The following is a 5,715-nucleotide window of genomic DNA, read 5'->3' as shown; positions in this document are numbered from 1 at the left end:
GCGGCGCGCGCCGCCGGCAGCCGCCGGCGACTCCGCCGAGGCGTTCCGGCGTACCGGCGGGATCGTCATCGTCGGGGCCTCGCTGGCCGGGCTGCGGGCCGCTCTGGTGCTGCGCCGGGACGGCTTCGCCGGCTCGCTGACCGTGATCGGAGACGAGTCCCATCCGCCGTACGACCGGCCGCCGCTGTCCAAGCAGGTCCTCATCGGGCAGGCCCCGGCGCTGGGGACCGAGTTGCCGCGGCGCGGTGAGTCCGACGTGACCTGGCGGCTGGGCGTCCCGGCCACGGGCCTGGACCTGATCGGCAGGCAGGTCATTCTCGCCGACGGCCAGAAGGTCGGCTTCGACCGGTTGCTCATCGCGACGGGGCTGCGGGCCCGCCCGTGGCCGAACGAGGCCGAGGCCGCGCTCGACGGGGTCTGCACGGTCCGGACCCCGGAGCACGCGGAGGCGCTGCGGCGACGGCTGACCGCGAGACCGGGCCGGGTGCTGGTCATCGGTGGGGGGTTCACCGGCTCCGAGGTCGCCTCCGCCTGCCGCGACCTGAATGTGCCGGTGACCCTCGTCGACCGGGGGCCGGCCCCGCTGACCGGGGCCCTGGGCGCGGTGATCGGCCGTGTCGCGGCGCGAATGCACCGCGACCACGGGGTCGACCTGCGGTGCGGCGTTCAGGTCGAAACGCTGGAGGGCGACGGGAGCGGGCGGGTGCGGCGAGCCCGGTTGTCCGACGGCAGTGTGCTGGACGTCGACGTGGTGGTGGTCGCGCTGGGCAGCATCCGCAACGTGGAATGGCTGGAGGGCTCGGGACTGGCGGCGGGCGTGTGGGGCGTGACCTGCGACGCCGGCTGCCGTGCCGTGGACGTCAACGGCGTGGTCACCGACGATGTGTTCGTCGCCGGCGACATCGCGCGTTTCCCGCACCCCGTCTACAACTACCAGTACCTGGCCCTCGAACACTGGGGCAACGCCGTCGCCCAGGGGGAGGTCGCCGCCCACAACATGATCAGCGCCGACAGCCGGCGCTGGCCGCACCTGAGCCTGCCGGAGTTCTGGTCCACCCAGTTCGACACCGAGATCAAGTCCGTGGGCGTCCCGACCTATGCCGACCAGGTCGTCATCGCCCAGGGATCGGTGGCCGAACGCCGCTTCGTCGCCGTCTACGGCTATCAGGGGCGTGTCACCGCGGCGGTCGCCTTCAACCACTCCAAGTGGCTGGAGTTCTACGCCGGGCTGATCGATCGGGCGGCGCCGTTCCCGCCCTCGTTCGCCACCGTCGACCCGCCGGACGACGGTCACCCGGTCGCGGCCGAGGTCCCCGACCGGCCGACCCGCCAGGCCACCGTCGTGGTCACCGGCCACACGCCCGGCGAACGGCGGGCCAGGCTGGTGAGCAGGCCCTACCTGTGACCGAGTGAAGCGAGGGAACCGATGAGCACGGCACCTCGGTCACACCGCCGACGAAGGAGGTGCCTTGAACCGGCGCTGGGCGAGGAGGTGACGACCGTGGCCGGAGACAGCGTCTGGCGGCAGATCCTCGATCCCGCCCACCGCGCCGACCCCTATCCGCTCTACGCCGAGCTGCGTGAGACGCCGGTGCTGCGGCTCGAGGACGGCAGCTACGTGGTGAGCACCTACCGGGAGATCGTCGCGCTGCTGCACGACCCACGGCTGAGCTCCGACGCGCGGAACCTCCCCGAAGCAGGCGACACCGCCTCGGATGAGACCCCTCCGGGGCTGCCGCCGAACTTCATCCGGACCGACCCGCCGGAGCACGACCGAGTGCGGCGCCTGCTGACGCGCGATTTCGGGCCGCCTCACCGTCCCGGTCGCATCGACGGCATGATGCCGGAGATGCTGGAGATCGTCACCGGCCTGATCGACGACCTCGCGGACTCGGGGCCGGCCCGGGTGGACCTCGTCGACCGGTTCGCCTATCCGTTCCCCGTCACGGTGATCTGCCGTCTGCTGGACGTCCCGCGCGAGGACGAGCCGCGGTTCCAGGCGTTGTCCGGAGCCGTCATCGAGACGACCGACCCGGCCACCGGAGGGATCGCGGAGCGGCAGCGCCGACAGGACCGGGCAACCGCCGACCTCGGACGTTACTTCGCCACGTTGCTCGACGCCCGGCGCGGGCGGGCCTCCGGCGACGACCTGCTCTCCGGGCCGCTGCGCGGCGACGGCACCGAAGAGCCGATGACGCGGGAGCAGGTCCTGAGCAACGCGGCGCTGCTGCTCGTCGCCGGCCACGAGACCACCGTCAACCTCATCGCCGGCGGCATGCTCACCCTCCTGCGCCACCCCGAGGTCCTCGACCGGCTGCGCCGAGGAGACGAACCCGGCCTGGCCGCCCGGGTGGTCGAGGAACTCCTGCGCTACGAACCACCGGTACAGATGCTGTCCGGCATCCCGCGCAGCACCGTCGCCGACATCGAGATCGCCGGCACCACCATCCCGAAGGGCTCACCGGTCATCCTCGTGCTCGCCGCCGGCAGCCGCGACCCGGCCTTCGTCCCCGACCCGGACCGCTTCGACCCCGACCGCGAGCACAACGAGCATCTCGGCTTCGGCGGTGGCGTCCACTACTGCTTCGGCGCCCCGCTGGCCAGGCCCGAGACCCGGATCGCGCTCACCGAACTCGCGTACCGGCTGAAGAACCCCCGGCTGGTCGACGACCCGCCGCCGTACCGGGCGAGCCCGAGCCTGCGCGGTCCCCGGCACCTCCTCATCGACATCGACGGCGTCGAACCGGCGCGCGGCGCGAGGTCAGGCGCGCCGCCCGGTGGGGGCCGGGCCCGTGGTCGCCCGGACGATCAGGTGTGAGTCGAGGCTGTGGCGGACGTCGCCGACGTTCCGGCCGGCCACGAGGTCCAGCAGCACCGACACGGCGATCTGTCCGGCCTCCGCGCAGCGCAGTGAGATGGTCGTGAGCGGTGGGTACGTCGTGGCGGCGAAGACGTCGTCGCAGCCGACCACGCTCATGTCCTCCGGCACCCGCACGCCGCGCTCGGTGAGCCCGGCCAGGACGCCGTGCGCCACGACGTCGTCGAACGCCAGGACCGCGGTGGCCTCGGAGGCGAGGATGGCGTCCACCGTCGCCTTGCCGCCGTCGTACGTCGCGGGCTCCGCCCGCAGCGTCGTGAGCGTCATGCCGTGTTCGGCGCGGGCGGTGGCGATTCCGCGCCGCCGCTGCTGGTCCGACCAGGCCCCGGGCGGTCCGCCGACATAGGCGAGATGCTCGTGGCCGAGTTCGGCCAGATGCGCGATCGCCTGCATGAACCCGGTGTTGGAGTCCGTCAGCACCCGCGGCATCCGTGGGACGTCCCGGTTGATCAGGACCACCGGCCGCCGTCGTGCGTGTTCGGCGAGGGCGGTGTCGTCCAGCCGGGATGCGGCGAGCACTAAACCGTCGACCTGCGGGGTGAACCGGGTGATCAGGCGGCTCTCCTGGGCCGGGTTCTCCGCGGAGTCGCCGAGCAGCACGCAGAAGTCCTGCCGGTCGGCGTCGACCTGCGCGGCGCGGATCAGCGGCGGGAAGAACGGGTTGGCGATGTCCGGCACGATCAGTGCGATGACGCCGTTCTGGCCGGTCGAGAGCGCGCGGGCGACCTTGTTCGGCACGTAGCCCAGGGTCTGCGCCTTCGCCAGCACCTTCTCCACGGTCTCCGGCTTCAGCAGGTCCGGCCGGGTGAAGGCGCGCGAGACCGTTGAGCGGGAGATTCCCAGCTCCTTGGCGATCACGCTGATCGTCGGGACCGTGGCCGGAGGGCTCCCGTCTGGGCTCGCCATGGGGGAAACGTTAGCGCACACGTAACACGGAAACGTTCGCCGAACTCTTGATGTGCAACCGGTTGCATGCCACTCTTACGCAACCAGCGAGTCCTAGCCGGAGGTGGTCATGGGTTCTGTCGCCTGGATCGTGCTGTCGTTGTACTTCGGACTGATGATCGTCATCGGCTGGTGGGCCAAGTCCCGGGTGCATGACGCCCGGGACTTCTTCACCGCCGGCGGCCGGATGCCCTGGTGGCTCGCCGGCATCTCCCACCACATGTCGGGCTACAGCGCCGCCGTCTTCGTGGCGTACGCGGCCATCGCCTACACCACCGGCTTCGCCCTGTACGTCTGGTGGGCGATCGGCATCGTGTTCGCGATGGCGGTCGGTGCCGTGCTGTTCGCGCCGCGGTGGCCCCGGCTGCGCGAGCGCCTCGGCATCATCTCCCCGCTGGAGTACCTCACCACCCGCTACAACCTGCCCGCGCAGCAGGTGCTCGCGTGGAGTGGTGCGGCATTGAAGATCTTCGACGTCGGCGCCAAGTGGACGGCGAGCGCGGTCCTGCTGAACGTCTTCGCCGACGTGCCGCTGCACTGGGGCGTGCTGCTCACCGGCGGAGTAACGCTGATCTACTCGACCGTGGGCGGGCTGTGGGCCGACGCGCTGACCGACCTGGGGCAGTTCGTCATCCAGCTCGCCGCCGGAGTGGCGATGCTGGTCGTCACCCTGTCCAAACTCGGCGGGATCTCGTCGGTCTGGACGATGTGGGACCGGCTGCCCGCGGGCCACACCAAGCCGTTCGCGGGCAGCTACACCGTCGGGTTCTTCCTCGTCTACCTGCTGATCGACACGCTCTCCTACAACGGCGGCACCTGGAACCTCGCCCAGCGCTTCATCGCCGCCGGGAACGCCGCGCAGGCGCGTCGCGCGGCGGTGCTCTCCGGGGCCCTCTACCTGGTGTGGCCGCTCGTGCTGTTCTTCCCGATGTGGGCCGCGCCGCTGCTGCTGCCCGATCTGAAGGCGCCGGAGCAGTCGTACGCCCTGCTCACCACCCACCTGCTGCCGAGCGGGCTGATCGGGCTGGTGCTGGCCGGGATGTTCGCGCACACGATGGCGATGACCTCCTCGGACGCCAACGCGATCTCCGCGGTGGTGGTCCGGGACATCATTCCGGGCCTGATGCGCGGCAGGTCGAGCCTGAGCTCCCGCACCGAACTGGCGGCGGGCCGGATCGCGACCTTCTCCTTCATCGCCCTGTCGCTGGTCGTCGCGCTGACCTCCGACCATTTCGGCGGCGTCCTCGGCCTGCTCATCCTCTGGTTCGGCGCGCTCGTCGGCCCGATCGCGATCCCCATGCTGTTCGGCATGCTTCCCTGGTTCCGGCGCAGCGGTCCGTCGGCGGCGATCCTGTCCTGGGCGGCCGGCCTCATCGTGTTCGCGCTGACCAAGTACGTCTTCGACGGCCAGGTGGCGCGGCTCGGCGAGAACTGGGTGTCCACGGTCACCGTCGCCGGCCCGGTCATCGTGGCGTTCGTGGTGTTCGTCGTGACCGGCCTGGTGCGCCCGTGGCGGAACCCGGCCTCCGACGAGCTGATCGACGCGCTGAGCGTGGACGGGGGCCCGGCGCCCGAACAGGCGATCGCCCATGCGTGACGCCCGTTTCTACCGGGAGCATCTGGAGAACGACGTCCTGGCCTGGTGGCTGGCGCACGGCCCGGACCGTGAGCGGGGCGGGGTGCGCACCTGCTTCGCCAACTCTGGCGACGCGCTGGTCTCCACGGACAAGTACACCTGGTCACAGGGCCGGTGGGCGTGGCTGCTCGCCCGGCTCTCGCGGGCGGCCCGGCGCGGGCTGATCTCGCTGGACGCCGGCGACCTGCTCGCCCAGGCCGTCGCGACGGGCGAGTTCGTCGCCGCGCACGCCCTGCTCGGCGACGGCATACACTCT

Annotated in this window: 5 protein-coding genes; 4 read left to right on the top strand and 1 reads right to left on the bottom strand. The window is 71.5% G+C overall.

Annotation, left to right across the window (positions count from 1 at the left end; genetic code table 11):
• Together ACFFNX_RS40050 and ACFFNX_RS40045 are read left to right on the top strand one after the other, a co-directional pair.
• Window positions 1-1,405 (top strand): NAD(P)/FAD-dependent oxidoreductase (locus tag ACFFNX_RS40050; protein ID WP_378211385.1); only part of this gene is annotated, 1,405 nt, incomplete at its 5' end.
• Window positions 1,406-1,501: 96 nt separating this feature from the next.
• Entirely contained in the window at window positions 1,502-2,818 is a 1,317-nt protein-coding gene (locus ACFFNX_RS40045) for a cytochrome P450 (RefSeq protein WP_378211384.1), read from the top strand.
• On the opposite strand, the gene ACFFNX_RS40040 is transcribed toward ACFFNX_RS40045, so the two are convergent.
• Window positions 2,762-3,784: a LacI family DNA-binding transcriptional regulator gene (locus ACFFNX_RS40040; RefSeq protein WP_378211383.1), complete on the bottom strand. Its 1,023-nt coding sequence runs from the start codon at window positions 3,782-3,784 to the stop codon at window positions 2,762-2,764. The two genes, ACFFNX_RS40045 and ACFFNX_RS40040, sit on opposite strands and share 57 nt — an antisense overlap.
• Before the next feature lie 109 nt (window positions 3,785-3,893).
• Between ACFFNX_RS40040 and ACFFNX_RS40035 the strand changes: the two genes are divergently transcribed.
• On the top strand, window positions 3,894-5,420 hold the full coding sequence (locus ACFFNX_RS40035; protein WP_378211382.1) for a sodium:solute symporter family protein: 1,527 nt from the start codon (window positions 3,894-3,896) through the stop codon (window positions 5,418-5,420).
• The coding region (locus ACFFNX_RS40030) for a hypothetical protein (protein ID WP_378211381.1) at window positions 5,413-5,715 on the top strand (303 nt) is incomplete at its 3' end. The genes ACFFNX_RS40035 and ACFFNX_RS40030, both read left to right, overlap by 8 nt.

The sequence above is a fragment of the Actinoallomurus acaciae genome (assembly GCF_042429965.1).
Lineage (GTDB): Bacteria > Actinomycetota > Actinomycetes > Streptosporangiales > Streptosporangiaceae > Actinoallomurus > Actinoallomurus acaciae.
The sequence above is the reverse complement of the archived record's forward strand: the minus strand, read 5'-3'. Positions and strand labels throughout refer to the sequence as shown.

Excerpts from the sequence above, each read along its gene's own strand:
- ACFFNX_RS40035 (WP_378211382.1), top strand. The coding sequence starts at position 3,894 with ATGGGTTCTGTCGCCTGGATCGTGCTGTCGTTGTACTTCGGACTGATG.
- ACFFNX_RS40040 (WP_378211383.1), bottom strand. The coding sequence starts at position 3,784 with ATGGCGAGCCCAGACGGGAGCCCTCCGGCCACGGTCCCGACGATCAGC.